Origin of the sequence: Chryseobacterium camelliae (genome assembly GCF_030818575.1) — a bacterium.
GTDB lineage: Bacteria > Bacteroidota > Bacteroidia > Flavobacteriales > Weeksellaceae > Chryseobacterium > Chryseobacterium camelliae_A.
Map to the genome: position 1 here is coordinate 449,907 of NZ_JAUTAL010000001.1, position 26,359 is coordinate 476,265.

Here is a 26,359-nt window from a genome sequence, read left to right on the forward strand (position 1 = left end):
CTTATGATGAAGCAATAAAAGAGGCTGCGCAATAGTGGACAGCCTCTTCATTTTTAGTTTTCAGATGGTTTTAGCTGATACTTTCCGATGCTGTCATTTAAAGTAAGCAATATAATCTTCTGCAAACTGCTCGATAGTATACGGTTTTTTGCCGGTGATTTTCTCCACATTATCCGTGAGAAGGTGTTCTACAAGGCCCAGTTTCTGATTGGTTTCTACCATGAGCGTAACCTCTGCCATAAATGCCGGCATACCCTGCCGGAGCATCCTTTGTCTGGCTTCCTCTGGCGACTGGGCTATGTATTCCACTTTTTCGTTCAATGCTTTTGTAAAGGCCTCTGCAATATCCCTGTAGCTGACCAGGCTGCCTCCGGATAATGGGATAATGGCATCGATCCAGGTTCCGGGTTCTCTGAAAAGTGTTACTGCTACTCTGGCAATATCCCGTGTATCGGTAAAGGCTCTTTTTCCTTCACCGGCGGCCGAATAGATTTTTCTTTCTGCCTTAATGGATGGCGCCAGGGTATCTGTCCAGTTCTGCATGAAGGATTGGGGCTGCAGGCTGTTCCAGTGGACTCCTGAATGTTTTAAATATTCCTGGATTTCCCAATGCCATTCGCCGGTGCGGGATTTGGATGGTTTGCGGGCTTCAGGAGTGGAAAGTTTTATGATATGCCGGACGCCGGAACTCCTGGCAATATCGATGACCGAACACTGCTGCTCAACCATTTGCTCTGAAACACCCGAATTTAAAAACAGCTTGTCGACACCGTCCAGAAACCTTTTGATGCTTTCCTGATTTTCTATATCTCCCTGCATCCAGGTAATGTGTTCCACAGGTTCAAGTCGGGCTGCTTTCCTGGAAAGTGCTTTTGCCGGAATTTTTTCCCTGGATAATGCGTTGATGATTTGGCTTCCTACTTTACCGGTAGCTCCCATTATGGCAATATTGGGAGATGGGTTAGCTTGATATTCCATTTTTTTAGATTTTATTGATGAATGTTAATAACTGTTGTCTCAGGGCATCATCCGGTAAGTTGCTTTTTCCGTCTGTTTCAATATGGCGGTAAAAATCAGGGATAACCAGAGAATGTTCTACCACTGCACCCATCCTGGCAAGGATATCTTTCATGTGGCGCACGGCACTATCACCGCCTGAACCAGGCGATGCACTGAGGATGTATACTTTTTTACCGGAAAAAATTCTGTATTCTGGCCGATAGCGCGATAACCAGTCCAGCATATTTTTAAAGAAAGCCGGTACAGAACCGTTATGCTCGGGAACTGCCAAGATCAGTGCGGATGCCAGCTCTATCTGTTCTCTGATCCTGCGGAGGCTATCCGGAAATCCCGTTTTTTCCGCAATCAGGGAATACATGGGGAAATCATAATCACTGAGTTTAATCAGCTCAGTACGGTTGGTGTCCATCAGTCCCGAAATCCATTCTAGTACGGTATGATTGATGGAATAAGGATTGTTGCTTCCTGCAAAAAGTAGTATCATAATTTTTTATTTAGTCGGCTAAGTATTTGCTCAAAAAATTTTTGCTTCCTGCAATTCCCTTACCTCAATAGTTCCGCCTGCCGAAATGGTTGGCATTATATTGCATAACGCTATGGCAGCTTCCAGGTTTTCGCAGGAAATCTTTATAAACCCGGTAACAGAAGTCTTGTATTCATCAGAATAATAACCAAAAAATGGACGGTGATCTTCCCGTATGACTGCTCCGGGCTCACGAAAAATGTCTATTTCCAGGAGCTGATTATTCTGTATCATCCTGCTGATAAACATCTTCCATAGGCTGCCAAGTTTCTCGATCTGTGTCTGTGTCAGGCGTTCGGGCTCTGTCCTTAAAAGGCATATGAAGGTTTTCATATTAAGCATGATTGATGTTATTGCTGATCTTATGTAAAATTTTGAAAAAGCTTTTTTTCTCTTCTGCAGACAGCCCGTTGGACAGGGTCAGCTCGATCTCTTTCCATATGATGGCCAGTTCTTCCAGCTTGACCTTTCCTTTATCAGTCAGATAAATAACCGATGTACGCATATCGGCAGCATCTTTATATTTTTTCAGGAGACCCTCCTTGGTCATCCGTTCCACCATTTTAAAGAGGGTAGCATGTTGTATCTGAAGCTTTTCTACCAGAGAACTCATAGACTGCCCGTCCTGGAGCGAAAGATAGTACAGTAGCCCGTCCTGCCCTGGGAAAAGCTGAATGCCGGAAAGCCTTTTGGCCAGTAGTGCACGGTGCTGTTTGCTCAGATACAGGAGTTCTTTGCCGATATATTCCATAGTTTTGTAATGAATAACATCACAAATATACTTATTTTTATTTAGCCGGCTAAATAAAAAATTGTTTTTTTAAGAAAATCAATGAATTTGAATGTAGGAGTGGGGCTGAGTAAGGATAAAACCACAACAGTCGCAAAAGTTTTTTGACACATAAGAATGTTGAAGATAAAAGCTTTGAAAACAGAAGAGCACATCAGTTTTAAAAATCTACGATTTTAAATGGTGGGAAACAATCTTTGTGATCTGCTCATCTGCGGGCGTCAGTGAACTCAATATCCTTGATTTAAAGGTTCGGCTACTGAACATACGGGCAGAGAATAGTAGAATTAAGGTAAGGATAAAACCACAATAGTCGCAAAAGTTTTTTGACACATAAGAATGACGAAGATAAAAACTTTGAAAACAGAAGAGCACATTAGTTTTAAAAATCGTAGATTTTAAATGCTGGGAAACAATCTGTATGATCCGCTCATCTGCGAGCGTCAATGAACTCAATATCTTCGATTTAAAGGTTCGGCTACTGAACATACGGGCAGAGAATAGTAGAATTAAGGTAAGGATAAAACCACAACAGTCGCAAAAGTTTTTTTACACATAAGAATGTTGAAGATAAAAGCTTTGAAAACACAAGAGCACATTAGTTTTAAAAATCGTATATTTTTAATGCAGATAAAGAATCTGCTTGATCTGCTCATCTGCGAGCATCAATGAACTCAATATCTTTGATTTAAAGGTTCGGCTACTGAACATACGGGCAGAGAATAGTAGAATTAGGGTAAGAATAAAACCACAACAGTTGCAAAAGTTTTTTAACACATAAGAATGTTGAAGATAAAAGCTTTGAAAACAGAAGAGCACAGTAGTTTTAAAAATCAATCTTTAACAATATCCGATACTTACTTCTGTTACCTGGAAACCATAAAAAAAGAGCGGTAAAAACCGCCCTCTAATTCTTACTGGAATTTTAAAGGTAAACGCATCCACAGCCTGTTTCCCATTCCTCACAAATTCTTTTAGGTTCCATGCAGTACGGACCTGCACCTTTGATCGCAGACAATTCTTTTTTGTCTAATTTTTTTAGATTTTTCATATTGATTAATATTTTAATTTGCTGATCACTAATATAAACAAAAAATCAATTAATCCATAGTGATGTGATTTAATTTTGGAATTCAGTCAGTTTTTCTGCCAGTGCCAGTGCATGGATTTTTGCTTTGGCTTTGATGCTTTCTTCGGTATATCCCGCATTTACAGAGGTTCCGTGGAAATATATTGGGTCTACATATTTCATTCCGGTATAATAGGCAGTCTGCTCCAGGTTTTTGCAGAATTCATGTACCCTGAAATGATGTTCCCCCACAGCATTGTATTCACGTTCAGGAGCACCCACCGTAAAACTTGGGATGAAATATTTGTCTTTGAGCTTATCGCCTTGGGAACCGTAAGCAAACTGGTATTCAAACACCACATCAAACCAGTGCTTTAAAATAGCCGGCATTGAATACCAGTACAACGGGTATTGGAAAATCACCACATCGTGCCGCAACAAGGCTTCCTGTTCTGCCACTGCATTGATGTTATAATCAGGATAAAGCATGCTCAGGTTCCTGATCTCCAGTGCCGGATGACTGCTTTTAAGTTCTTCAATAATCGTCCTGTTCGCCAGTGACTTTTCTATATCGGGATGCCCGAGGATAAGGAGTGCCATAGTGTAAAATTTAGATGATAACTATATATTTGATAGTTGCAAAATTATTTTGAGTCGGTTACATTTGCAATAACTATCCAATTGGATAGGTGGGAAAACATGAAAAAAGAATGTACCGGCAACCAGGTAAAATTAGGAGAGAAAGTATATCCCTGCACGGTAAGCCTTGCCATGGATCTGGTAGGAGGGAAGTGGAAAACCGTTATCCTCTACCATCTGAAAGATGGAGAGAAGAGATACAGTGAACTCAGGAAAGAACTTTTTTCCGTCACGGAAATGACGCTGAGCCTCCAGCTGAAGCAGCTGGAGAAGGATGGCCTGATTTCCAGGAAGGTTTTCGGGGAAAAGCCGCCCATAAAAGTGGTGTATTCACTCACTGCCTTTGGGAAAACCTTTGTCCCGGTCCTTGATGCCATTACACAATGGGGAAACCGGATTGCAGAAGAAAAAGGCTCCTTTACAGAATAGGAGTATTCTGCAGGCTGTTTATGGAATTGGGTTCAGAGTCGTTTTGTTTCGATAGGCAGTAAATAAAGTTAGTCTATAAGGTCATAGCTCATGAAAACCGCGGTTTCAGTAGCGTCTTCATAGCGTTTTGAATTCCATCCCGTAATGGAAAAACCGCATTTACGGTAAAATTCCACAGCAGGGTAATTGGTATTCTGCGTTTCCAGTTCTACCATCCGGCAGCCTAGAGAGCGTGCTTCCCGGTTAGCAGCCTTGATCAGCATTCTTCCGATGTTCTGCCCCCTGAAGGGTTCGCTCACCAGCATATTTTCTATGACCAGGCTTCGGTTGTCTGCCCTGAACCGGCAGATGACCCAGCCTATGAGCTCACTTTGGTAAAATGCCCCGAAAGAGTGGCCTTCACTGATTATGGCATTCAGCATCTCGATGTCATACTGTTGTTTCCAGTCTTTTTGATAGGACTGCTTCTTTTCCCTTAAGATCAATTCAAATTCATTGGGGGTTTCTATGCTGCATACAGCAAGGATTTTGTCTGTTTTGTAGCCATTCAGCCCCCAATCGGGCAAAGGATCATAATTGAGTTTCCCCAATGACCTGATGTCTAGAAATCCTTCCGGATCAATTTTATGTGCGTGCATAATGATGGATTGACAGGACACCTCCTGTCTTGTATTTAAATAAAGCGGTACAATACTGGCCCTAAATTTAAATAAAATTTCACATTTATAAACTTGTAAAACCTGTAAATTTGCGGAACAATAAAAAAATATACGGGATGCTTAGGAAAATTTCGTTTGCGGCGGCCACTGTACTGTCCGTAATCACAATTAATGCTCAGAAGAATAAAAATACACAGCTGGAAAGGCCGAAACTGATGGTTGGTCTGGTGGTGGACCAGATGCGCTGGGATTATCTGTACCGTTTTTACGATAAATTCGGTAACGACGGTTTCAAAAGATTGTTAAATACAGGATATTCATTAAATAATGTCCACATCAATTATGTGCCTACCGTAACGGCGATAGGCCACACCAGTATTTATACAGGTTCTGTACCGGCTATTCACGGGATTGCCGGGAACGACTGGACCGATAAGGAAACCGGAAAGAATGTATATTGTACCACCGATGAAAACGTAAAGCCGGTAGGTACCACCAATACAAAAATAGGAAGCCATTCCCCGAAAAACCTATGGTCCACCACAGTCACCGACGAACTGAAGCTGGCGACCAATTTTCAGGGAAAGGTAATCGGGGTGTCATTAAAGGATAGGGCATCGATCCTTCCGGCAGGCCATACGCCGAATGGTGCATTCTGGTTTGATGATTCTACCGGGAATTTCGTGACCAGTACCTGGTACATGAATGACCTGCCTCAGTGGATCAAGTCGTTCAATGCTCAAAACCTTCCGGACCAGCTGGTTGCCAAAGGTTGGAATACCTTGCTGCCGATCAGCGAATATACCGAGAGCAGCCCGGATAACTCCTCCTGGGAAGGGCTTTTGGGAAGTGCTAAAACCCCGACGTTTCCTTACACTAACCTGGCGAAAGATTATCAGACTAAAAAAGACAACATCCGTTATACTCCTTTCGGGAACACCCTTACCCTCAAGCTGGCAGAGGCTTCTATTGCAGGAGAACAGCTGGGTGCGGATCAGATTACCGATTTCCTGGCGATCAATCTTGCCTCTACCGATTATGCAGGCCATAAATACGGCCCTAATTCCATTGAAGTGGAAGATGTATACTTGAGGCTGGACCGTGACCTCGCAGAGTTCTTTAATTATCTGGATACGAAAGTAGGTAAGGGGAAATATACCATCTTCCTTTCCGCAGACCACGGTGGAGCCCACTCAGAAGGCTTCCTGCTGGAACATAAAATCAACACGGGATTCTTTGGGGAAACAATACAGAAGGACATCAACCTGAAGCTGAAAGAAAAATTCGGGGTAGACAACCTCATCAATGCCATTGATAACTATCAGATTTATTTTGACCGCAAATTGCTGGCAGAGCATCAGCTGAAACTTGAAGATGTCGTGGATTTTGCCGTAACTGAGATCGAGAAAGACCCTGCAGACCTCTACGCTGTATCGGTGCTGAAAGTGCAGCAGGCTACCATTCCGGAACCGATCAAGCAAAGGATTATCAACGGAATCAACAGGCAGCGAAGCGGGGATATCCAGCTGGTTGCACACGATTCCATGCTGCCTTCCTATGCGAAGACCGGAACTTCTCACAGCGTCTGGAATTCTTATGACTCACACATTCCTCTGATCTTTATGGGATGGGGAATTGAACATGGTGAAAGCAACAAAGCCTATAACATGACCGATATTGCTCCTACGGTTTCTGCATTGCTTAAAATCCAGTTTCCGAGCGGAAGCATCGGTAATCCGATTACGGAAGTGATCGGCAGGTAATAGATACTCAATGAAAAATCCTTAGCTTTAACAGTTAAGGATTTTTTATTTTAATAATATATTTTACTGTTGTCAAGCCTCACCAGCTTTTCCCGTTCCATTTTTTTGATGGTCCGTATCACGGTTTCGGTGCGTAATCCCGTAATTGCAGCCAGCTGCTGCCGGGTATACGGAATAAAGAACGAGTACGGTTCTTTGTACCCGAAATATACCTTAATGTGGTCAAAGAATTTTTTCAACCTGGTAAAAGGGTTCATCATAGAAAGGGGAGCAGACATCACATATTTATAATGCATCCTGTCTGCAGTGTATCTATAGATGCTTAGCATCAGGCCCGGCTTTTGGGAAATAAGATCATGAAACCTGCTTTTCTCCACTTTAATGATGTCACATTCCGTTACCGCAATAGCATTAACGGCGTACTCCTTATCGGTGAAAAGATATGTTTCGCCAAAACAATGGCCTTCAAAAGGAAGCCCGTGGATAAATTCTTTACCATCTTCATGGAAATTGGTGAGTTTTACCGTTCCGGTTTTAATCTGAAAATAAAATTTTGTAGAGCTTCCTTCGTGAAAGATAAATTCACCTGATTTATAATTCTGAATTTTTGCTCCATGAGAAAACAGCAAGTTTTCACAAATAACCATAAGTGTTATATTATTTTCTATAAAGGTATTAAATAAATATTATGTTAACCAAATAATAATGTACCACAAAAAGGCTTCTTAACTGTAAAATTTTCCCTTTTAAAGCAGGTTTACACAGTTGTCTTTCTATAAAACAAGCAAGCGGTTCCCCGACTGGAAAACCGCTTGCCTGCTAAAGCTGACTATATGAATTATTCTTCATCTTCATATTGTTCAAGATAATAGCTGAAAGTAAAGCCTTCTACTTCTTCCTCCGCCTCTTCCAGCGTAGTGAGAAGATCTTCAAAAGTCTCCAGCTGGTCAACTGTCATATTCACAAATTCCAGGTTCAGGGGCATTTCCAGTCCGCCGGTGATAACATCGTACAATGCATCCAGGTTATTCCCGAAATACTCAGGGAGCGGACATTTTTCCTTCAGTTGCGCATAAAAGTCTTCATCATCTCCTATGTCGCTGAAATCAATATATATATTCTTCATATCAGATAAATTTCCATTTTTTGTTCATTAAAAAAGTTTGGCACTTACTGCAGAAACCGGTTTCCTCATCAGTAGGGTTTTTGCCTCCGGCATTTCTCATAAAGCATGTTTTTACAGGACAATGTTTTAATCCTTGCGTATGCCCCAGTTCATGAATTGCTATCTTAAAAAGCTGTTCATCCTTTTTATTTTTATTAAGCCGGAAAGCAGATGCTATACAGGCATTTCCGGGCCTGTAGCCCAGGCCCATGATTGCGTAATCTCTGATATTTCCTTTGGCGGCACTGATGTCTTTAGAAGTAAGTCCGATCGTGACTCTGCCTGCCGGAGTCCTGTCGTGAAGGAACCTGATGAGGGAATCTGCACGGTAACGGTTCCTTTCAGGATAAAAAGCATGATCCGGCAAATCTATAGGCTGCAGTACCTTTACGTGCGGATACACTTTTTTCAGCTCCGAAGTAACAAATGCAACCCTGGCAGGATCGATATCTGCAAACGGCTGAACCAGAATGCTTAAGGGATGGTCCGGTATTGCTTTTTCAGCTTTTCCGGAACAGGACAGGAGTACAATCAGGCAGCAATATGCTCCTGCATACAGCCACCGGTTGAAGGCTGACGCGATAGAGTTCCGTATCATTATTGCTTCTTAAAGCTTTTATAATGGTCCTTGGTGAGGTAAACGTCTCCTTCCCGGGTAAAAACAATCCTGTCAGCATTTCTGCCGCCACACCGGTAATTGACATCTGCTTCATAATAGTCTGCTCCCTGAGGAAGGCTTCCTTCACGGTTGCCGAAACGGTCCCCGCCGATCGCTTTTCCTGGCAAAACCTCACAGAGATTTCCCTGGGAGGGGTTCCATCCTTTTGCCCTGGCTTCTTTCTTGGTGATATAGAAGTCGGGAAGCCGGTGGTTCTGTTTTACATATTGCGTAACGGTCTGGTCCCTTGTGAGTTCCTCAATAGATTGCTGAGTACCCGTATTGGTTTCAGAAGTTCCGGATGCGCTTCCGTATTCAACAGAAGCGGTATGGGAATGATTTGTTCTTCCGTTTTTAAAAGAAGTAATACCGTACATCAGCAGCATTCCCACTGCAAATCCCGCCAGTATAAAGAAAAGTGACCGTATTTTACTGTTCATGTGCTTTTTATTAAAAGTAAGGCAATATAGCAGTTTCCTGGATTTTTGTCAAGCTTTTATACAGATACCACATATCTGCCTACTGCTTCCATTCTTCAGGAATGTCACAAACCGGGATGGGTACCATTTTGTGGCGTGCAGCTTTATGCATTCTGTCAAAGATCATGAACACTTCTTTGTCACGGCCTTCATATTCTTCAACGGCTTTTGTGCCGTACTCTTTCTGTATTTTTTCCAGCTCTGGGTAGGTAGCACCAATCTGGTCTTCGTCCGTTCTCTCGGCATCCCACAGCCCGTCGGTAGGAATGGCATTCTGAATGCTTTCAATCAGGTCCAGTGCTCTGGCCAGCTGATATACTTCCGTTTTATAAAGATCTGCGATAGGGGAGACATCTACGCCGCCATCGCCGTATTTGGTATAAAACCCGATTCCGAAATCCTCCACTTTATTTCCGGTACCGCATACAAGCAGCCCGTGAAGTTGGCCGAAATAATACAGCGTCAGCATCCGGAATCTGGACCTGGTATTGGCAAGAGCCAGGTTGTTATTGGCATTTCCTTCTGCATGGTCGCTCACAATTCCTTCAAAGCTTTCGAAAACAGGCGTCAGGTTCACCGTGTGGCCTTGAACATTGGGAAACCTTTTTTTAAGATGTTCAATATGTTCCTGGGCACGGTTCACCTGGTCTGGCTTCTGACGGATGGGCATTTCGATAACGAGTACATCCAGTCCGGTCATCGCGCAAAGCGTGGAAACCACCCCGGAATCTACTCCTCCGGAAACTCCGATGACGTATCCTTTCACATTCGCCTTTACGGCATAATCCTTCAGCCAGTTGACAATATGGTCTATTATTTTCTGTGTCTGCATTATATAATTATGTTTTATATTGATTTAAATTTTACGGCTCCGTCATGTCTCATTCTACCATAGAAAATGAAATGGAAAAGGAATGCCAAAATTCTCTGGTACCGGCTGTGATGTAATGCTGAACCGAATTAAAAGAGGTGCCCGTAATCAATCTCTTTCAACCCAGGTAAAAATATGCCGCTCATTTTTCATACCTTCCGATCAGAATAATTCTTCATTTATTAGCAATCATTATATTCCGGAACCATTTTTTTCCATTCAAATATACTGCTAAGTCTTCAATTATCCTTGTAGTGACGGGGCAAAATTTTGTTCTGCAAGGCAATTTTAATCTGAAAGAAGGTAAAAGAAATGCATGATCACTAAGCTTTTGAAATCAGTAGCAAGACAAGGGTGAGAAAAATTTATTTTTTAGCATTATATGATGCTTAATATGTATTTTTGCGCCTTAAATGTTTATCATACTCATGAAAATTTTAAGAATTTCCGCACTTGCATTACTTATTGCTTCCGGACTGGTTTCCTGCAAAAAAGAATCCGGTAACCAATGGGAGGTAGAACTGAAAAACCCGGTTGAAAAAGTAGAAGTGACCGATATTTCAAAGGAATTTTATGATCCTAATATCTCTCTGGAAAAGTTTAAAGCAGAATTTCCATGGTTTCAGGGAACGGTTACCGATGAGGATTACGTCAAAAGAAGGTCGGATGCCAACGAAATTAAGATCTACAAAGAAGCGGTGGCTAAAATAGACCAGCAGAAGCTTCAGAAAGATCTTGGAGAACTATTTTCCCATATCCGCTATTATTTCCCGAAATTCAGTGCCCCTAAAGTGTACCTGTTTTCATCTGCGCTCCAGATGGTGCAGGATCCGATTATTTATGATGCTCAGGGGAACCAGATCTTCATTGACATCACAGGCTTTATGGGAGATGGGAATGCTCACTACAAGGGACTTGAGCTATACTTCCAGAAATCTATGAATCCGCAGAATATCGTTCCTAAGGTTTCCCAGATTTTTGCTGAAAATACCGTTCCGCCGTCAACCGATCATCAGAAATTTATCGATCAGCTCGTCTACAACGGAAAACTGATGATCCTGCAGGATGCTTTCCTTCCCGGTTATCCGGATTACCTGAAAATAAACTACACGCAGAAACAGTATGAATGGGCAAAAAGCAACGAAGCCAACATATGGAACTATTTTGTGGAAAGCAACCTGATCTTCAGTGAAGATCCCAGGCTGGCAGGACGCTTTATTTCTCCGGGGCCTTTTTCGAAATTCTACACCGAAATTGATAATGAATCTTCCCCCCAGATCGGGATTTTCACCGGATGGCAGATCTGTAAAGCCTATCTGAAACAAAAACCGGATACCCAGTTATCCGATTTCCTGAAACTGGATGCCACTACGATCTTTAATGCGTCCGGATACAAGCCTAAAAATTAAATCTACTATAATAATAACCTCCTTTACGGAGGTTTTTTTTATGTCCAGAATTCATCCTGATCGGTAACCTGACCTTTATACCGGACTATTTTCGATGAAAAATTTCTTTTCTAACAGATTTTACAGGTAAAGATAATCCCGTGGAAATTTTGGATAAGCTCAAGAAGTATTTAACTTTGCTTAAATTTAAAATTGGATATGAGAAAGACTCAGATAACGATAGATGTTGAGCTGGATGAAAACCACATCCCTGAAAATATTACCTGGAATGCGCAGGACGGAGGAGTAGAAAAGGAAGAAACGAAAGCCACCATGATTTCCGTGTGGGATGACAAAACCATGGAAGCTCTACGAATCGACTTATGGACCAAGGAAATGCCGGTGGACCAGATGAAGATGTTCATTCACCAGATCCTTGTATCTCTCGGGAATACCTATCAGCGCGCCACCGGGGAAGAAGATGTAGCCCAGTGGATGGAGGAGATTGCAGAGGAATTTGCTGTAAAATCAGCAATAAAAATGTAAATATTAATATAACAATCTAAAAATGTAATAATGTAACGATGATTGCTCGACTGTTACATGGATACATTGGTAAATTATAAAGTAATGAATTTCAACACCAAAGTAATACACGGGGGACAGCACCACGAATCGGCAACCGGTTCCGTTAATGTTCCCGTTTTCCTGACTTCAACATTTGCTCAGAAAAGTCCCGGAGTACATTCCGGTTACGAATATTCAAGAGCGGCCAACCCTACCAGACAGGCTCTGGAAGATTCCCTGGCCAGCATTGAGAACGGCGCAAGAGGACTGGCGTTCGGTTCCGGATTAGCCGCGATCGACTGTGTTCTTAAACTGCTTAATCCCGGAGATGAGGTTATCGCTGTAGATGACCTTTACGGCGGTACTTACAGGATGTTTACCCGTCTTTTTGAAAAGTATCAGCTGAAGTTCACTTTCGTGAATTTTGATGATGTTTCAAAAATTGAGGATAAAATTACCGCAAAAACGCGTCTGATCTGGGTAGAGACGCCTACCAACCCGCTGATGAAGCTGGTAGACATTAAGGCCGTGGTAGACATTGCCAAAGGAAAAGATATCCTGGTTGCTGTGGACAATACTTTTGCTACGCCTTACCTTCAGAGGCCTATTGATATGGGCGCTGATATTGTGATGCATTCCGCGACCAAATATCTGGGAGGGCATTCCGATGTCATTGCGGGTGCGCTGGTTGCAAAAGATGCCGAACTCGGCGAAAAACTGCACTTTATCCAATTCGCAAGCGGCGGAATCCTTGGACCGCATGATTCATACCTGGTGCTCAGAGGGATTAAAACCCTTGCATTAAGGGTTCAGCGGCATTCTGAAAACGGAATGGCCGTAGCGGAATACCTGGAATCCCATCCTGCTGTAGACAAAGTGATTTATCCGGGATTGAAATCCCATCCGCAATATGAACTGGCAAAATCCCAGATGAAAGATTTCGGAGGCATGGTCTCTTTTACCTTTAAATCCGGAAAAAAAGAGGATGCCATTACTTTTCTTGAGAAGCTGAAGGTATTCACCCTTGCCGAATCATTGGGAGGAGTAGAATCCCTGGCCAACCATCCGGCATTGATGACGCATGCTTCCATTCCGGCTGAAAAACGTGCAGAGCTGGGCATCACCGATGACCTGGTACGTTTAAGTGTAGGTATCGAAGATGCAGAAGACCTGATCGCTGATCTGGAAAGAGCATTTTCTTAATATACAACTTAATAACTTTGTCAAAGCTATATTTTTACCGCTTATAACTTTGACAAAGTTTTACCTATACCATGACAAGAAAAGCAACCCTTCAGGATATCGGGCAGCTGTCTGAATTATTCGATCAGTACAGGATTTTTTACCATAAAACTTCAGATGTTCCGGCGGCTGAACAGTTTTTAACGGAAAGAATCGAAAACGGAGATTCCAAAATTTTTGTTGCTGAAATCGAAGAGAGACTGGTCGGTTTTGTGCAGCTTTATCCTTTGTTTTCTTCTACCAGAATGAAGCGTTACTGGCTGCTGAACGATTTATTTGTTAATGAAAGTTACCGTGGAAAGGGATTTTCAAAAAAACTGATTGAGCAGGCAAAAGAAATGGCACAATCAACGGATGCCTGCGGAATTCTTCTGGAAACCGGAAAATCAAACGACATCGGAAACAAACTATATCCCAGCTGCGGCTTTGAACTTTATGATGAAGTCAATTTTTACGAATGGACAAATTATAAAGATTAAATGATCAATTCTGAATTTTAAAATTACTCATTGCCCATTGCTCATTAACAATTATTAAAACATGACAGATTTTCAAAAATATATCCAACGATATTTAGACTTGGTTCCATCTGGTGACTGGGTGAAAGAATTACAAACATCCGGTGAAAAAACGGTTGCCCTCTATTCAAAACTTTCGGAAGAGCAATCCCATTTTGCCTATGCCGAAGGAAAATGGACATTGAAAGAACTGCTTTTACATCTTTCCGACACCGAAAGAATTTTCCAGTACCGCATTTTGGCCATTGGTAGAGGTGACAAAAATGAATTACCGGGCTTTGATGAAGAGCTTTACGCCAGTCGGTCATTCGCTAATGAAAGGCATTTGGATTCCCTGCTTGAAGAATATCAGTTAATCAGGAAGTCCTCCCAAATTTTACTGGAAACGATGAAAGCTTCCGCTTTAAATACTGTCGGAACTGCCAATGGAAACCAGATTTCTGCTGAAACCATTGGCAAACTGATTGTCGGTCACAACCTGCATCATTTGAATATTATTGAGGAAAGGTATTTGCCGAATCTGTGAAATTCTGTAAAATTCATATTGCAATCCTCATCAGTTTAGTCATATTTTTAATATCACTGACACAAGATTGTATGACCTATCAATATTTCAGAACGGTTGAGTATCCGTCATTTTACGCCTTATTATTCGGCTGGATGCATTTTGGAGGCGGAGGACTTTCAGAAGGTTGTATTTGGCTGGCCAATCCTTTTTATTTTACAGGTTTGTTTTTACTGCACAAGAAAAAAGTTGATACTGCTGTTTTGTCACTTATTGTTTCTTCTGTTTTGGCTTTGTTGTTTCTTACTTTTGAAAATTTGACTATGACCAAAAGCGGAAGAATCGCTCCGATTATTGAGTTAAGTTCAGGGTATTTTCTTTGGCTGGTAGCAATTTTATTTGCTGCATTTTCTTCAATTTATTTGAAATTAAAAAATTGGACTTCAAAAAATATCAATAGGAACGGGCTTTAGCCCGTTTTCCCAGTAATGCCATTCATCAGGCTTTAGCCAAAATTTAAAAAGAATTTATATTTTTGGCAAAATAACACAAATGCCTTTTATTAAAATTTACATCCATCTTGTTTTTTCGACGAAAAACAGAATTCCGTTTTTCAATACTTCAGCAGTAAGGGTCAAAGTCTGGAAACACATTAAAGAAAATGCTTCGGAAAAAGGAATTTATGTGGATATGGTTAATGGATTTTCTGATCATTGCCATTGCTTAATTTCATTGGGCTCAAATCAGAATATAGAAAAAGTTGTTCAGTTGATCAAAGGGGAGTCTTCTTTCTGGATCAATAAAAATGAACTGACCCGGGAGAAATTTGCCTGGCAGGATGAATATTTTGCCGTTTCCGTTTCCAAATCTATGGTTGAGCTGGTACGGAATTACATCAGAAATCAGGAAATCCACCATACAAAACAGACTTTTGAACAAGAATACCTGAGGTTTAAGGAGAAATACGGTTTTGAATAAGTTTTGGCTAAAGCCGGTGGAATAATTCTCTTGGTAAACGGGCTAAAGCCCGTTCTATTGATATACATAGTTCGCAGTATTATAACCAAACAAAAGTCATAAACGAAATTTCATTCCTTTTGTTTTTAAGGTATTCATTTGGCGTAAATCCATAGATTTTTTATCTTTGAAAACCGGCTGAAGTCCGGTATTACTCACTTATGGAAAACATCATCAGCATATTAAAATCCGGCGGAACCATTCTTTACCCGACTGATACGATCTGGGGAATCGGATGCGATGCTACCAATGTGGAAGCCGTGAATAAAATTTTTGAGATCAAGAAACGGGAAAAGAACAAATCCATGATCATCCTGGTGGAATCTGAAAAAAGACTCCAGGATCTGGTGGATGTTCCTGAAATGGCCTGGGAAATCATTGACCTTAGCGAGAAGCCCGTCACCATCGTATATGAAAACCCGAGAGGGCTGCCAGAGGAATTGCTGGCAGAAGACGGAAGTATCGGAATACGGCTTGTAAAAAATGATTTCTGTAAAAAGTTGATCACCAAACTGAACAGGCCGCTGGTATCTACATCGGCCAATTTCAGCGGAGATAAAAGCCCGATGAAGTTTTCGGATATTTCTCCTGAAATCATCAGCCTGGTAGACTATGCCGTGGAAGAAGACCGTGAAAAAGTATCCGCATACTCAGGCTCGTCCGTGATTAAAATCTGGAACGATAACAGGATTAAAGTTCTTCGCGAGTAAAAAACAGATTTTCTTATCTTTGCACCATAATTCAGCCATTAAGGCATCAGGGAATCCTGCACACCGCAGTATCCTGATTCCTTAATGGTTTTAAATTAATCCGTAGACATGTTCATTAACCTCAATCAAAATAAAAATCTTAAACTGTTTAAAATCATTTCCGAAGTTGCCCATCGCAACAGCCAGTCGGTTTACATCGTCGGCGGCTATGTCCGTGATCTCCTGATGAAAAGGAAAGCATCTACAGATGTTGATTTTGTTACGGAACAAAGCGGGATTGAGCTGGCTGAAAACGTGGCTGCGGAAATCGATCCCAAAATGAAAGTTTCCGTATTTAAAACCTACGGAACTGCCATGATCCGGTATAAAGACCTGGAACTGGAATTTGTAGGAGCCAGAAAAGAAAGCTACCATGAAAACAGCCGGAAGCCGGAAGTGGAAGGAGGAACCCTGGAAGACGACCAGAAAAGGCGCGATTTTACCATCAATGCCATGGCCATTTCCCTGAATAAAGATAATTTCGGTGAGCTGATCGATCCTTTCAACGGAATAGGAGACCTGGAACATAAGACGCTGAGGACTCCGCTGGAACCCTCGCAGACGTATTCCGATGATCCGCTCAGGATGATGCGGGCGATACGCTTTGCCTCCACGCTTCAGTTCCGGATTGAGACGGACTCCCTGAATGCGATACGGCAGGAAGCTGAACGGATCAGGATCGTTTCCATGGAAAGGATTATGGTAGAGTTCAATAAAATTATGCTTTCCGTAAAGCCGTCCGTCGGATTAGGATTAATGGAGGAAACCGGGCTTTTGCAGCTCATTATTCCGGAACTGATTGCCCTGAAAGGCATTGAGGAAGTGGAAGGACAGACCCATAAAGATAATTTTTACCATACCCTGGAAGTCGTAGACAATATCTCCGCACATACGGAGAACCTATGGCTGCGCTGGGCCGCACTGCTGCATGACATCGGAAAAGCACCCACCAAGAGATTTGTTGAAGGCACCGGATGGACATTCCATGGCCATGAGTTCCTAGGATCGAAGATGGTGAAAACACTCTTTCAGCGTCTGAAGCTGCCATTAGGGAACGATATGAAATATGTTCAGAAAATGGTGAAGCTTTCTTCACGCCCTATTGCCCTGGTCACCGATGATGCTTCCGATTCAGCACTCAGGAGGCTGCTGTTTGATGCCGGCGAAGACCTGGAAGACTTATTTATCCTCTGCAAAGCAGACATCACAACGAAAAATGCCCGAAAGCAGGAGCGTTTCAAGAAGAATTTCGAATATGTTGCGGTAAAGATCAGAGAAGTGGAGGAAAAGGACCAGGTCAGGAATTTCCAACCGCCCATTTCGGGAGAGGAGATTATGGAGATGTTCAATCTTAAGCCGGGACGTGAAATCGGGATTTTAAAAGAAAAAGTAAAGGAGGCCATCCTGGAAGGTGAAATTTCCAACGAAAAAGAAGAGGCCAGAAAATTTGTGATTGCAGAGGCCGAAAAACTAGGGCTTTCTGTGGTATAATTCACAAATTATAATCGATCACACAGCCTTTCATAATATGAGGGGCTTTTTTATGCTTAAAAACTTCCGCATGACAGGTATACAGACTTTCACCTAGTCCGAAAATCATTCTGCACTGGCTGGCTTTCAGCGGTATTGTCCTCAGCCAAAAATATCCGGGCGGCTTCGAAGAAGCCGCCCGGAAAAACACAAATGATAAAAAAATGCAGTCAAGCAGGAATACCTGCTATCCTTAGTTTGCATAGAATCCGTTGGTCGCTTTACCTGCTGTAAAGGTTTTGATAAGCGATCCGGAAGTATTGTATACGCTGATCTTGCTGTCCTGCGTAAATCCGTTGGCATCGGAAGTGAAAATCTTACCGTCAACCACGTTGAATCCATACAGGTTAGAATACTGGTCAACACTGTTGGCTACCGTGAACAGGGGAGATGCAGGTACTGCTGTAGCGTTCATATCCATGGTGTACACATTGTTTCCTGAGGTAAAATAAAATTTGCCTTTTTCAACTTCCAGATTGGTCGCATTGGATACACCTGTAAGCGTGATCGTCTTGGTGATGCTTCCTGAAGCAGAGATCTGATAGATGTACGAATCTGAGGTTCCGGCTGCAATGGCATAGACGTTCTGGTTGTCGGAAATGATCTTGTTGATATTTCCATTCGGCAGGTTGATCGTTGCCTGTACATCGTTGGTGGAAGTATTGATGTAAGTGATCTTGTTTCCGTACCCGTAAGATGCATTTTGCACGAAGATGTTATTTCCGGCAGCAACCACTCGTTCGGCTGCATCAGTGCTGGAAAAAGAAATTTTCTTTACAAAAGAAAGGTCAGCCGCTTTATAAATGGTCACATATTTTTCACCGCCGTACTTGTCATTGGTTACATAAATATTGTTGTTGGCAAAGGCCATATAACGCGGCTGGTTGATTTGGTTGGTGATTTCACCCGTGTTTTTAAAATTATATCGGTTAACGATTTGGATTTTGTTGGTGTTGTTCAGTACGAGGTAAGCATTTTCACCGTTGAATACAATGGTCTGAAGTACATCCCCAAGGTTGCTTCCACCGTTGTTGCTGGAGAAAAGGTTGTCCTGTTTAAGGCTTAGGTCGCTGCTTACATAGGTTACATCAGCGTTAGGCTTTCCGAAATTTCCTTCGTTGGCAAGCAGGAATCCGTTTCCATAGTAGATTTCCTGGGTTATTTCATCATCACTGCTACACGATACGGCAAACAGGATGGTGAAGGCAAAAATAAATTGTAAGAGTCTTGTTATTTTCATTATACTAAAATTTTAAAAATTAATGGTTGCGTAAATACTGTAATTCCTTTTAGGCATGGGGTAATAAGATACCGTTTCGTAAACCGTATCAGTAATATTGTTTACCTTCAGCCCTAATGTATATTTTTTGTTCAGAGTCCCTGACACCCCTGCATTGAGGACGAAATACGGGTCCAGTGCATCGGCTTTCTTTTCATCTGTTGTAGTGTAGGTAAGCCCGTTGAACAGTCCCTGGACATATACTCTGAGAAAATCATAGCGGTAATCGATATTGGCTACGGCTTTGTGGATCGGAACATACACCATCTGCTTGTCCGTCTGCTTGTTGATGGACCTGGCATAGGTATATCCTCCGTTCAGCTTTAATCCATGCTTTCCGAACTGCTTTTCATAGGTAACCTGTGATTCCAGCCCGTATGAATCTACCCTGTAGGTATTGAAGACAGCCCAGTAGCCATAAGGAGTCGGCAGCCAGCTGATGTAGTTTTTGATATGCATAAAATATGGACTCAGGGTAAGTTTTAAACTTCCGAACCTGAATTCATGGTCCATATCCACATTCAGTGAAGTTTCCGGAACCAGATTCGTGTTTCCGCCCTGTTTCCAGTACAGGTCATTAAAAGAAGGGATCCTGAAGTTCCTTGAAACATTCATGCCGGTACTATACCATTTCACAGCATTCCACTTTCCTGAAAATGAAAACAGGACGGGAGAAGTGATATCCTCTACAAAATCTTTTTTAACACCGGCTTCAAAACGGAGGTCTTCAGTAGGGAAGTAGCGCAACAACCCTGCTACAGAACCCATATTCCTTCTGATGCTGCCAAGGCCCGACTGGTACCCTTCCGCTGTATTCACCTGGAATTCCCCGATGGCATTCACGTTGATCTTAGGTGTTATGAAATAATTGAGATCATTTTTGATGATGTAGTTTTTTCCGTCTGCACCGCTGGTCTTCGGTTGGTCTATATCCCCGAAATACTGGAAATTATCCTCTGTATAAGCCGCTTTCAGGCTGTTGGTAAAGCTGCTTTGACGGAAATCCCACGCCACAAGGCTTCGCAAAGTCTGCGCGTTGTATTTTGTTTTGTTCCCGTTTTCAACAAAAATAGGATAGCGCTGGGATGCGTCAAACATCTGGCTCTGCCAGGAAATAATGTGGTGGCTGCTTAATTTATATGAAGTCCCGAGGTTGAAGGTCGTATTATAATACCTTCCGTTGCGGTTGATATACTCTTTTTCCTTTACCTCATAATCATTCTGGCTGATGGAATAATTGGCAGATGCCTTAAAGCTGAAGCGGTCATTGCTGAACCCTGCTTTCGCAAAATTAATGTACGTGCCGAATGAGGCTGCTTCCGAATACAGGCTTCCCTGAAATCCTTTTCCGAATTCAAGCTGGTCATTCAGGTGGATGCTTCCGCCTATGGCTGAGCTTCCGTACTGTACGCTTCCGCCGCCGGATTTTACTTCCAGCCGATCATACCCGAAAAGAGGGATATTGTTGAGGTCTGCCTGACCCAGGAAATTGGAATTGATGTTGATGCCGTTCCAAACGACGGCGGTATGGCCTGCACTCGTTCCCCGGAAAGAAGGGGAAGAAACGGCGCCGCGTCCGTTTTCTTTGATGTAAACGGGAGACTGGAATCGTAAAAGTTCAGAGAGGCTGGAAGAGTTTTTCCTGATGTCTTCAGTACTGATGGCATTTACCCGGTGAAAACGTTTCACCCTGCTCATCTGGCTGTCGAAGATGTAAACAGTATCTATGGTTTTCTCCTGCCCGAAAAGAAAACATCCGTAAGCCGAAAAGGCTATTACTAAAGACTTTTTTATATTCATACTCATTCGCTTTTCCTCCGAAAGCAATAGATTGTTAATTATAATTCTGGCAGGTCTCCTGGCTTTCGCATTCTGCGCCTTCCCGTGGTTACAGTGGCTGTAGTGCAGAACTTTTTGTGCGATTTACAGTTGCGGGGACAGCTCGGGATTTTCATCCGATTCCCTATTAATTCCAAAACATTGGAAACCAAAATTTTTGCAAAGATAAACTTTTAAGCTGAAATTCAAAATGATGCAGCCATGAAAGAAAAATACTGAGGCAAACCATGCAGTGATAGATCCGAAAAAGGATCAGGAGCTATTTCCAGCTATCCGCTCATACTCCTCGCGCTGCCGCACAAGCCCGTTTTGCTGCGGGGTAACCGCTCCTATCTGGGCTAGTGTTGGCGTGCATAATACAAATATCCGTATCCCGTTGAATATGATTTATAAAAATGTCCCGTCAAAATAAAAAGGAAGAAGGTCTTTGATGGCATCTACTTTATAGACCTCATCGTTCATGCTGGCAAAGTAGAGCTCTATGTTTTCCTGCTGCTTGGTTTCGTACTCCATCAGGCTCTGGCGGCAGCCTCCGCAGGGAGGGATTGGCGGGTGGGCTTCCTGAGTGATCTTGGGTCCGCCCACCACAAAGATTTTTTTCACCCGGATATCCGGGAAATTTGCGGAAATCCAGAATAGGGCAGTCCTTTCCGCACATAGTCCTGAAGGAAAAGCTGCATTTTCTTGGTTGTTGCCCATATAGATCTCCCCGTTTTCCAGAAGTACGGCGCAGCCCACCAGAAAGTTAGAGTAGGGTGCATACGCTTTGGCACGGGCTTCTTTGGCTTTATCCAGCAGTTGCTGCTCCATGCCGCTCAGCTCGCTTCTGTCCTTAAAATATTCGTAATGAATATGGGTTTCTTTTTTCATAGGGTCCCTGAATTAAAAAAGGGGCATAAAATTAGCTTTTTTCGATCACGTGGGCAATAACATTACTTCTTTGCCCGGAGTTTTAAAATTAAATTCAGATTAAACCATGTTGTATACACCTATCAAATTCAGAAATGTAGAACTGAAAAACCGTTGGGTCATGTCACCGATGTGCATGTATTCCTGTGAAGACGGCCTCGCCAACGATTTCCATTTTGTTCACTACGGAAGCAGGGCACAGGGCGGAACGGGGCTCCTGATCGTAGAAGCTACGGGAGTGGAACCGCGCGGGAGGATTACCAATCATTGTATGGGCATCTGGAATGATGAACAGGCAGAACGCCTGAAGAGAATTGTGGAATTCGTGCATTTCTATTCCGAAAGTAAAATCGGGATTCAGCTGGCCCATTCCGGCAGGAAAGGATCTACCTGGAACAATGTGCAGATCCCGCTTGAAGAAGGCTGGGAAACCGTTGCGCCAAGCTCCATTCCTTATCATCCTTCAGAAAGGATCCCGCATGCGCTTACGAAAGAGGAGATCCGCGAACAGGTACAGTATTTTAAAGAAGCGGCAAGAAGGGCGGTGTCCGCAGGATTCGATGTTATTGAAATTCATGCGGCCCACGGATACCTGGTCCACCAGTTCCTGTCACCATTGTCAAATATCAGGACCGATGAATATGGTGGAAGCTTTGAAAACCGCATCCGTTTCCTGCTTGAAATCGTAGATGCCGTAAATGAAGAGCTGGACCAGGAGGTTGCACTTTTTGTACGGATTTCCGGTACCGAATATGCCGAGAACGGATGGGATGTGGAAGACAGCACCCGATTGGCTGCCGAACTTAAAAAGCATTCCGTAGACCTGGTAGACGTATCCAGCGGAGGAAATATCCACGGAGCCAAGATCCCTGTCCATCAGGGGTACCAGGTGCCTTTTTCTTCCGAAGTAAGAAACGGGGCCGGCGTACAGACGGCAGCCGTGGGTTTGATTACTGAAGTAGATCAGGCTGAAAGTATCCTGCAGAGCGGCAAAGCAGACCTTATTTTCATTGCGCGGGAAATTTTGAGGAATCCTTATACTGCCGTCCATGGCGCCTTTGAGAAAAAAGAAAGCTGTTTCTTCCCGCATCAGTATGCCAGAGCTAAAATTTCTTCTTAATTTTATCAGGCTTAAAATATCCTTATGAAAATTGAAGACTTCATGCTGCCCTGTCCGACCAAAAAGTTTTTTGGTTTCGAATGTTTCGGCTGCGGTGCGCAGCGGGCCATGGTAATGGTTTTTGAAGGAAGGTTCTCGGAGGCATTCCATATGTTTCCCGCCGTATATACTTTATTGCTGTTTATAGCCACTGCCGTGCTCAATTTTGCAGACCGCAAAAGAAATTATGGAAATGTACTCATCTTTCTGGCCATTATTAATTCAGTAGTCATGGTATTTTCTTATTTTTATAAACATTTTTTTCAGTACATGAACATTTAACATTAAAATCATAAACTATGGACCAACAGAAATTACCCAATGCTACGGCAGTGCTCGTATTAGGGATTTTATCAATCGTTACTTGCTGCTGCTACGGAATTCCCGGAATTATAGCAGGAATCATAGGGCTGGTGCTTTACAAAAAAGACAATGCCCTGTATGTACAGAATCCAGGTATGTATTCTAACTATAATAACCTGAATACCGGAAGGATATTGAGCATTATAGGAATCGTACTGAGTGTTCTTGCCGTTATTTATTTTATTTTTGTCATTACCGTAGTCGGAGCGGATGCCCTTTCGGATCCGGAATTGATGCAGGAGAGAATCAGAGAGCTTCAGGGAAGATAAGCATACCGATGCTCAGATAAAAAAGCCGTTTCAGATTTCTGAAACGGCTTTTTCATATTCATTTAAGGTCTACTGAACAATAAATTTCAGGACAGTTTCACCTAATCTGAGTATATAAACACCCTGTTCAAGCTTTTTAATCCTGATGGAATTGCCCTGGTCCCTGAATGGTTTTTCAATGGTCTGCACAAGTTTCCCACGGGAATCGTAAATTTCCGCTTTGCTGATATTGGCGGTATTGCCTTTTACCGAGATTTCCTGTCCTGTAACAGGATTAGGATAAATACGGAGTACTTGTGGCTCTGCTGCCTTATCTGGGGTAACCGTCATCATGCTTTGCCTGGAGGTTCCCGAATAGCAGGTCCAACTCAGGTTGTCAACGGCGACTCTGTTGCCGGATGTCGTATTAACCAGGCTTACGGAAACATTTCCGGAAATATTGATGTTGCTGAGGGTAGTCGTTACCGAGTTACTGCTGTAAGGAACGGTTCCTACTTTGGTTCCGTTTACCTGGACATCAAGCGTTCCTGTGCTTCCTGAAAACTTAAGCTGTGTGGTTACTGTAAGCGAGCCTATTCCGTTAGCGGAAGTCCCGGACTGAACCGATCCGTTTCTGATGGTAATAGCTTTATTGGAAATCGTCTGGTCTGTTCTGGCATCGGTGGCTGTCCAGCTCATACCACCGTTACTCCAGTTCCTGGTGGTATACGTAGAGACATCCGATGAAGGGATCGTCTCAAAAGTTTCAGACACGCAGGTACTCGATGTAGGAGGAGTACTTCCCGAACCGCCTCCTGATGATCCGGATCCCCATATCTGGTTCACATAATCCGGATTGTCTATAAACGGATTCCTGTTTCCCTGGAAACTATACGAAGCATTATTCCTGTTGATTTCCGCCTGCGACACCGGATCCTGGTTATGCCATGCCAGCAGCACATTCAGCTCCCAGGTCTGTAATCCAGGATAAGCAGAACTCCCCAGCATATTTCCTGAAGAGAAAGATGAAAGCTTGCTCTGGTAGCGGGTTACAAAATAAAAGATCATTCTGGCAATGTCGCCTTTGAATTCATCGATCGGCTCGAAAACAGTTCCGGAATACCCTGACGAAGTACTGTTCCCGAGTTTGGATCCGTTCTTGGAAGTAAATGTAGCTGTTCCGACCTTTCCGAACGGATAATTGCTTCTCATCCCGTTTACCTTTCCGTCGGTAGCCCGGATAAAATGAATGTCCGAGACCATTGGTGAAGCTTCATTAAAAAGACTCTGCGGTACCAGGTGCTCCCGGTTGTAGCAATTGCCCTCCACCGAATATGTTCCGCATTGGTTGGTTCCGGGAGTGAATTTATAAGGATCTGTTCCATTGGGCTTTTCTGAATAGATATCCAGGATGGAGCCATCGTTTTCGTAATTTTTGTCAATATCTGTGGTTTTGTAACCCGTCCATAACCCATTGTAGCCCTTATCCTGATGGCCGTTGGTAATAATGTTGCTCAATGCCGTTTTCAGCGAAGCCCCTGAAAGGCCGTTGGCAGAACTGTAGTATCCCGAAGGAGCCTGCGCGTAGGCCAGTCCTCCCGTCATGATACAAAGTAGTAGTTTTTTCATATTAAAAAAGTTTTTGGTAAGAATACTGTAATTTTACGAATAAGAAATTACATGATTGTTAATTTTAATAATCCGATGGGAAATTTGGCCGTTAATTATTATGATTAGAATAACAATTGAATACGTCCGGGTTCGTGGCTATTAATTGAAAAAGATGCTTATCTTGATAACCTATTAACTGTCATGCAAAAAAAATCCGGCGGCTTCGAAGAAGCCGCCGGATAGGTATATTTGATTATATTATTTTCTCTGAGGAGGATATTTAGCCATGATTTCCGCCATGATTTCAGGGATCTGTCTTTGTTTTGCCCTCGGGGAATCCACGGAAATACCGCTTCCGATTCCCTGCCATACCAGTTTATTGGTTCTGGCATCAATAAGGTCGATGATCAGTGCTCCTTCATTATAATTGCTGGACCATGTCCTGTTCATCCCGATTCCCCATCCGAAAGGCCCTCCCCATCCCCACATTCCGTAAGGAGAAGTGGTATTGATGTCGGTAACTTTCTTATGGTTCGCTTTTACATTGATAATAAGATCAGGATTTTCGCCTGGGGTAAGACCTTTGCTCTGAAGCTGTCTGGAAAGTTCGTTCAGCACACGGTCTTTATCGATATCATTCAATTTAAGGTCATCAATACGAAGCTTATAGGTTTTGTACGTATTGAAGTTGGCAGTTTCAGCATAGTCTGAACGTACATTGAAAGGGCTGCAGGAAGTTAAACCCAGAGTCGCTGCAAGCAAAATAAAAATATATTTCTTCATTTTATTTAATTTTTTTATCGTTTTTAATAAATGTATCCGTCTTTTTATCGTATCCGTAAGGACAGTGCTTACAGCCGCTTTTACAGCAATACCCCCTTTTCAGATGAAACTTTTCCGTAAAAACCTTATATCCCTGCTCATTGTAGTAAAAGTCTTCATGCTCTTTGATATCGAAATGGGCCATAAGTTAAATCTTAAAATAAAACTTTTTTATATTTGTTATGATGATAATTGTATGCCAAAAACTTCTGAAGAAGCTAAAAATTAATGGAATAGCACTTTTCCCCTTCATCTTTGTCAGCAGACCCGAAGATAAGAAAAATAAAGTACTGGTCAATCACGAAAAAATACATTTGAGGCAGCAGCTTGAACTCCTCATCATTTTCTTTTATATTTTTTACCTGGCTGAATATTATTATCATTTATGGAAGCTTAAAAATCCGCATCTGGCCTACAGGAATATTTCGTTTGAAAAAGAAGCTTATGCGAATGAGTGCAACCCGGATTATCTCAAGAAAAGAACATTTTGGGCTTTTCTGCAATACAGATGATCTGTTCAACATTTCCATATCAAATAAATTCAGGAA

The 26,359-nt window shown here is 42.5% G+C and carries 33 protein-coding genes and 1 riboswitch; of the genes, 15 read left to right on the forward strand and 18 right to left on the reverse strand.

The annotated features are described in order from the left end of the window. Positions 1-93: 93 nt before the first annotated feature. From QE404_RS02040 to QE404_RS02065, 6 genes are all read right to left on the reverse strand, one after another. On the reverse strand, positions 94-978 hold the full coding sequence (locus QE404_RS02040; RefSeq protein WP_307445870.1) for an NmrA family NAD(P)-binding protein: 885 nt from the start codon (positions 976-978) through the stop codon (positions 94-96). A gap of 4 nt (positions 979-982) precedes the next feature. Then, entirely contained in the window at positions 983-1,504 is a 522-nt protein-coding gene (locus QE404_RS02045) for an NADPH-dependent FMN reductase (protein WP_307445872.1), read from the reverse strand. A gap of 30 nt (positions 1,505-1,534) precedes the next feature. Then, complete coding sequence (locus tag QE404_RS02050) at positions 1,535-1,876, reverse strand: hypothetical protein (RefSeq protein WP_307445874.1); 342 nt, start codon at positions 1,874-1,876, stop codon at positions 1,535-1,537. Position 1,877: 1 nt separating this feature from the next. Then, positions 1,878-2,294, reverse strand: coding sequence for a MarR family winged helix-turn-helix transcriptional regulator (locus QE404_RS02055; protein WP_307445879.1), 417 nt, complete (start codon positions 2,292-2,294; stop codon positions 1,878-1,880). Positions 2,295-3,258: 964 nt separating this feature from the next. Next, complete coding sequence (locus QE404_RS02060; RefSeq protein ID WP_294216642.1) at positions 3,259-3,384, reverse strand: bacteriocin-like protein; 126 nt, start codon at positions 3,382-3,384, stop codon at positions 3,259-3,261. A 69-nt stretch (positions 3,385-3,453) separates the two neighbouring features. Next, positions 3,454-4,002, reverse strand: a complete 549-nt coding sequence (locus QE404_RS02065) for an NAD(P)H-dependent oxidoreductase (RefSeq protein WP_307445881.1) — start codon at positions 4,000-4,002, stop codon at positions 3,454-3,456. A 99-nt stretch (positions 4,003-4,101) separates the two neighbouring features. Here QE404_RS02065 and QE404_RS02070 point away from each other — a divergent pair, with 99 nt between their 5' ends. Then, complete coding sequence (locus QE404_RS02070; RefSeq protein WP_307445883.1) at positions 4,102-4,470, forward strand: winged helix-turn-helix transcriptional regulator; 369 nt, start codon at positions 4,102-4,104, stop codon at positions 4,468-4,470. A 68-nt stretch (positions 4,471-4,538) separates the two neighbouring features. Here QE404_RS02070 and QE404_RS02075 read toward each other — a convergent pair whose 3' ends face one another. Beyond that, positions 4,539-5,108, reverse strand: a complete 570-nt coding sequence (locus QE404_RS02075) for a GNAT family N-acetyltransferase (RefSeq protein WP_307445885.1) — start codon at positions 5,106-5,108, stop codon at positions 4,539-4,541. A gap of 137 nt (positions 5,109-5,245) precedes the next feature. Here QE404_RS02075 and pafA point away from each other — a divergent pair, with 137 nt between their 5' ends. Beyond that, positions 5,246-6,892: an alkaline phosphatase PafA gene (pafA, locus tag QE404_RS02080; protein ID WP_307445888.1), complete on the forward strand. Its 1,647-nt coding sequence runs from the start codon at positions 5,246-5,248 to the stop codon at positions 6,890-6,892. Positions 6,893-6,942: 50 nt separating this feature from the next. Here pafA and QE404_RS02085 read toward each other — a convergent pair whose 3' ends face one another. The 5 genes from QE404_RS02085 to nadE form a co-directional block, all read right to left on the reverse strand. Further along, a complete protein-coding gene (locus QE404_RS02085; RefSeq protein ID WP_307445890.1) occupies positions 6,943-7,539 on the reverse strand; it encodes a Crp/Fnr family transcriptional regulator in 597 nt (198 codons plus the stop codon). A gap of 191 nt (positions 7,540-7,730) precedes the next feature. Next, positions 7,731-8,018 (reverse strand): barstar family protein, encoded by a 288-nt coding sequence (locus QE404_RS02090; protein ID WP_307445892.1) that lies wholly within the window; start codon positions 8,016-8,018, stop codon positions 7,731-7,733. A gap of 1 nt (position 8,019) precedes the next feature. Continuing rightward, positions 8,020-8,655, reverse strand: a complete 636-nt coding sequence (locus QE404_RS02095) for a matrixin family metalloprotease (protein WP_307445894.1) — start codon at positions 8,653-8,655, stop codon at positions 8,020-8,022. Further along, positions 8,655-9,155: a ribonuclease domain-containing protein gene (locus QE404_RS02100; protein WP_307445896.1), complete on the reverse strand. Its 501-nt coding sequence runs from the start codon at positions 9,153-9,155 to the stop codon at positions 8,655-8,657. Before QE404_RS02100 ends, QE404_RS02095 begins: the two co-directional genes overlap by 1 nt. A 79-nt stretch (positions 9,156-9,234) precedes the next feature. Then, on the reverse strand, positions 9,235-10,026 hold the full coding sequence (nadE, locus tag QE404_RS02105; RefSeq protein WP_307445898.1) for an NAD(+) synthase: 792 nt from the start codon (positions 10,024-10,026) through the stop codon (positions 9,235-9,237). A 467-nt stretch (positions 10,027-10,493) separates the two neighbouring features. Here nadE and gldB point away from each other — a divergent pair, with 467 nt between their 5' ends. From gldB to QE404_RS02150, 9 genes are all read left to right on the forward strand, one after another. Continuing rightward, positions 10,494-11,474 carry a gliding motility lipoprotein GldB gene (gldB, locus tag QE404_RS02110; RefSeq protein ID WP_307453680.1) on the forward strand — a complete coding sequence of 327 codons (981 nt, stop codon included), beginning with the start codon at positions 10,494-10,496 and terminating at the stop codon, positions 11,472-11,474. A 198-nt stretch (positions 11,475-11,672) separates the two neighbouring features. Beyond that, positions 11,673-11,999, forward strand: coding sequence for a gliding motility protein GldC (gene gldC, locus QE404_RS02115; RefSeq protein WP_307445902.1), 327 nt, complete (start codon positions 11,673-11,675; stop codon positions 11,997-11,999). Between the two features lie 84 nt (positions 12,000-12,083). Further along, positions 12,084-13,223 (forward strand): cystathionine gamma-synthase, encoded by a 1,140-nt coding sequence (locus QE404_RS02120; protein WP_307445904.1) that lies wholly within the window; start codon positions 12,084-12,086, stop codon positions 13,221-13,223. Positions 13,224-13,294: 71 nt separating this feature from the next. Further along, positions 13,295-13,741, forward strand: coding sequence for a GNAT family N-acetyltransferase (locus tag QE404_RS02125; protein ID WP_307445906.1), 447 nt, complete (start codon positions 13,295-13,297; stop codon positions 13,739-13,741). Positions 13,742-13,802: 61 nt separating this feature from the next. Then, positions 13,803-14,306 carry a DinB family protein gene (locus QE404_RS02130; protein WP_307453681.1) on the forward strand — a complete coding sequence of 168 codons (504 nt, stop codon included), beginning with the start codon at positions 13,803-13,805 and terminating at the stop codon, positions 14,304-14,306. A gap of 71 nt (positions 14,307-14,377) precedes the next feature. Beyond that, complete coding sequence (locus tag QE404_RS02135) at positions 14,378-14,758, forward strand: hypothetical protein (RefSeq protein ID WP_307445910.1); 381 nt, start codon at positions 14,378-14,380, stop codon at positions 14,756-14,758. A 79-nt stretch (positions 14,759-14,837) separates the two neighbouring features. Then, positions 14,838-15,263, forward strand: a complete 426-nt coding sequence (gene tnpA / locus QE404_RS02140; RefSeq protein WP_307445912.1) for an IS200/IS605 family transposase — start codon at positions 14,838-14,840, stop codon at positions 15,261-15,263. A 200-nt stretch (positions 15,264-15,463) separates the two neighbouring features. Beyond that, a complete protein-coding gene (locus tag QE404_RS02145; RefSeq protein WP_307445914.1) occupies positions 15,464-16,012 on the forward strand; it encodes an L-threonylcarbamoyladenylate synthase in 549 nt (182 codons plus the stop codon). Positions 16,013-16,120: 108 nt separating this feature from the next. Beyond that, a complete protein-coding gene (locus QE404_RS02150) occupies positions 16,121-17,542 on the forward strand; it encodes a CCA tRNA nucleotidyltransferase (RefSeq protein ID WP_307445916.1) in 1,422 nt (473 codons plus the stop codon). Positions 17,543-17,774: 232 nt separating this feature from the next. On the opposite strand, the gene QE404_RS02155 is transcribed toward QE404_RS02150, so the two are convergent. The 3 genes from QE404_RS02155 to QE404_RS02165 form a co-directional block, all read right to left on the reverse strand. Continuing rightward, complete coding sequence (locus QE404_RS02155) at positions 17,775-18,821, reverse strand: hypothetical protein (RefSeq protein ID WP_307445918.1); 1,047 nt, start codon at positions 18,819-18,821, stop codon at positions 17,775-17,777. 12 nt (positions 18,822-18,833) lie between these two features. Continuing rightward, positions 18,834-20,660 carry a TonB-dependent receptor plug domain-containing protein gene (locus QE404_RS02160; RefSeq protein WP_307445920.1) on the reverse strand — a complete coding sequence of 609 codons (1,827 nt, stop codon included), beginning with the start codon at positions 20,658-20,660 and terminating at the stop codon, positions 18,834-18,836. Between the two features lie 31 nt (positions 20,661-20,691). Further along, positions 20,692-20,867, reverse strand: a riboswitch (cobalamin riboswitch). A gap of 219 nt (positions 20,868-21,086) precedes the next feature. Then, positions 21,087-21,569 (reverse strand): cytidine deaminase, encoded by a 483-nt coding sequence (locus QE404_RS02165; protein WP_307445921.1) that lies wholly within the window; start codon positions 21,567-21,569, stop codon positions 21,087-21,089. A gap of 106 nt (positions 21,570-21,675) precedes the next feature. Between QE404_RS02165 and QE404_RS02170 the strand changes: the two genes are divergently transcribed. From QE404_RS02170 to QE404_RS02180, 3 genes are read left to right on the forward strand one after another with little or no spacing between them, the layout of a single operon-like run. Continuing rightward, a complete protein-coding gene (locus tag QE404_RS02170) occupies positions 21,676-22,728 on the forward strand; it encodes an NADH:flavin oxidoreductase/NADH oxidase (protein ID WP_307445923.1) in 1,053 nt (350 codons plus the stop codon). Positions 22,729-22,752: 24 nt separating this feature from the next. Then, on the forward strand, positions 22,753-23,049 hold the full coding sequence (locus QE404_RS02175) for a DUF2752 domain-containing protein (protein ID WP_307445925.1): 297 nt from the start codon (positions 22,753-22,755) through the stop codon (positions 23,047-23,049). A 17-nt stretch (positions 23,050-23,066) separates the two neighbouring features. After that, positions 23,067-23,399 (forward strand): CCC motif membrane protein, encoded by a 333-nt coding sequence (locus QE404_RS02180; protein ID WP_307445927.1) that lies wholly within the window; start codon positions 23,067-23,069, stop codon positions 23,397-23,399. A gap of 69 nt (positions 23,400-23,468) precedes the next feature. Here QE404_RS02180 and QE404_RS02185 read toward each other — a convergent pair whose 3' ends face one another. The 3 genes from QE404_RS02185 to QE404_RS02195 form a co-directional block, all read right to left on the reverse strand. Next, the gene (locus tag QE404_RS02185) at positions 23,469-25,007 is read right to left on the reverse strand and encodes an endonuclease (protein WP_307445929.1); all 1,539 of its coding nucleotides are present in this window, start codon (positions 25,005-25,007) and stop codon (positions 23,469-23,471) included. A gap of 240 nt (positions 25,008-25,247) precedes the next feature. Continuing rightward, the gene (locus QE404_RS02190) at positions 25,248-25,772 is read right to left on the reverse strand and encodes a DUF4136 domain-containing protein (protein WP_307445931.1); all 525 of its coding nucleotides are present in this window, start codon (positions 25,770-25,772) and stop codon (positions 25,248-25,250) included. 1 nt (position 25,773) lies between these two features. After that, positions 25,774-25,956, reverse strand: a complete 183-nt coding sequence (locus QE404_RS02195) for a DUF5522 domain-containing protein (RefSeq protein WP_307445933.1) — start codon at positions 25,954-25,956, stop codon at positions 25,774-25,776. A gap of 40 nt (positions 25,957-25,996) precedes the next feature. On the opposite strand from QE404_RS02195, the gene QE404_RS02200 reads away from it, so the two are divergent. Beyond that, positions 25,997-26,323, forward strand: coding sequence for a hypothetical protein (locus QE404_RS02200; RefSeq protein WP_307453320.1), 327 nt, complete (start codon positions 25,997-25,999; stop codon positions 26,321-26,323). Positions 26,324-26,359: the final 36 nt, after the last annotated feature.